Raw genomic sequence first — 2,347 nt, 5'->3', positions numbered from 1 at the left:
AATTCTGACATGATGACCTTAGCAGATATCACTCCACGCATTCATACAGTGTCATTTCGAACGAAACGCCGCAGCACTAGAACTCATCATAATAACTATTTAAATCCAGCTCATTATGTACCATCAAACACTTCAGTAAGAGCAGTTGTTTTAGGTGGAGCTGATGCTGATGCATCCGTTAATGGCCAATCTAAAAATAATGGCGTAATGCTCTTTAAGTTCCTAGAGGATGGAACACTACCTAATGGAGCGCGCTCACGTCTTCGGGGATGTCGCGTGAGTGCGAATTCCTATGGAGATATTTCCAGTGAACGCGCTTTTGCAACCTTATATCGTCTCTCTTGTGCTCATCCAGGCCAACCCATTATTGATAAAGAAGTGACGGGTTGGGTGTTTTTCAATGGCAAAGTGGGGATTAAAGGGAAGCCATTGATGAGGGATAACAAAGTGATGACTTGGGCAGGAGTTAGTGGTGCGTTATCTGGAATTGCCCAAGCCGCACAATATGCTCAAAGCGTACAAGCGATTGGCCCTTATGGTGCAACTTCTGTAGTTCCATCAAGCCAAATTGCACCTTTTGCAGCTTATGGAGGTGCTTCCAAAGCAGCAGATACGTTATCTGCGTATTACGTTAAACGCGCAGAACAATACCATCCTGTCATTCAAGTCGGTTCTGGCAATGTGGTCACGGTGGTTTTTAAAGATGGATTTTATTTAGAGCCTGATGAAGACAAAAGCCAACATGCCATGAACCAAGTCAAAGCAGAGGAAGAAGCACAAAGGTTAATTGCTGCTAACCATGAAGGGAATTCGACTGACATGAATTTTACGGTGCCGCCTGAGGTATTAGGGAAAATTGACCATGCGAACAGCTTGAGCGCAAATTTGACAGGGGTATTACGATGAAAATAATTAAAAAGAGTCTGATCCTTTTAATTTATATGGGATTAGCAGCATGTGGGCCAATCAATTCCAATTTCAGTTGTAATGCCACGGCCGGGGATAGTTGTTTGACCATCGAGCAGGTCGATGCCATGACTCGGTTTGCAGATGATGTAAAACCCTATAGTTCCAGAAAGAACATGATGAAGGCTGAAAGCAAACCTCTTTTAAATCAAGGAAAAATAGTCAAACAAGATAGTGGACAAGCCCTATGGCTGGCACAAACAGTTAAGGAGCAATCATGGGCTTAAGGCTAAATCAATGGCGAGATAAAGCACGTGATCTGGTGCATCGTGTAAGTCACAAACTAGGGGAAACTGCAGGCATTAAACCGGAATCATTGCAACATCATTCAAAAGCATTTGAGTCGTGTACTTTAGATTTGCCTTCTATAAAAAACCTGTTTCCCTATGAAACAGTCAGTGAAGAAGGATTTTTTATAAACCGAAGCTCTGCGGGGTTTGGTCTTTTGTTAATGCCTATGGCAGGTGCTGATGAGTCTTTGATGAAATCGCTTTCCGAAACTTTTAAAAACAAGCTAACCGAAGGGACGGATTGTACGGTGTTAATGTATAAGCATCCTTGGCTTGCGCAAAATATGTATCAAAATTACGTGCCCATTTTAAAGCAAGGTGGGATTTATGCAGAACTTGCACGCCAAAGTCTCAAATACCATCTTAGTGCTATTGCAAAGGGCTATAAAAATGGACGCAATGTCCCAGCAACACTCTCGGATTATCGATGTTATCTTTTTATTTCAAGACCAACAGAGCTTGGAGTTGAAGGCAAGCTTCAGGGACTGCGAGATGACTTTGAATCCGAACTCAAAGTTGCAGGGTTTAGTTTTATGCGGTGTGAGGCGCACGATTTTAAAGTTCTGATGCGTGCTCTTGTGTCACCAAATTTCAATGAATGTTCCTGGCCAAAAATTGAGGATTCACAACCTTTTATTAGTGAATCCATTCCTAATCCGACTACAATCTATGAAATTGGTGATGAGAACATTGATATTTCCATTGCCGATGATGAAAGTGCTATTCAGCGTTCAAGGGTAGTGAATTGTGAGCTCACGAGTTTTCCTAAGGCACCATTTGCCTTATGGCAAACGCCAGATTTATTTGCCAATCTTTTAAAGCCTGAACAAGGTATTCAATGTCCATTTCTTCTTTCATTTACCGTTCGTGGTGTCAATCAGGAAAAGATGAAGGCACAAGCGAAAAAAAGAGCTAAATCTTTAAGTGCTAATAACAATGCCATTCAATCCTTTATTAATCCTAGTATTAAAGAGGAGGCTTCCGAATGGCAATTTGTTCATGAGTACGCATCCAAAGGCGAACTGTATCTGCTGCCTACGTTTTACAATCTAGTATTGTACACCACCGTTGAAAAAGAACGGGAGCATGTG

General features: G+C 41.8%; 3 protein-coding genes. All 3 read left to right on the top strand.

Annotated elements, in window-relative coordinates; genetic code table 11:
- Positions 1-906, top strand: a 906-nt coding sequence (locus tag DGG96_RS20375; protein ID WP_240610483.1) for a TraB/VirB10 family protein, incomplete at its 5' end; no start/stop codon positions are given.
- Positions 903-1,193, top strand: coding sequence for a TraV family lipoprotein (locus DGG96_RS20370; protein WP_110144294.1), 291 nt, complete (start codon positions 903-905; stop codon positions 1,191-1,193). The genes DGG96_RS20375 and DGG96_RS20370, both read left to right, overlap by 4 nt.
- Positions 1,184-2,347, top strand: a 1,164-nt coding sequence (locus DGG96_RS20365; protein WP_165831657.1) for a TraC family protein, incomplete at its 3' end; no start/stop codon positions are given. The genes DGG96_RS20370 and DGG96_RS20365, both read left to right, overlap by 10 nt.

The sequence above is a fragment of the Legionella qingyii genome, from assembly GCF_003184185.1.
This window is presented reverse-complemented; position numbering and strand designations above follow the sequence as displayed.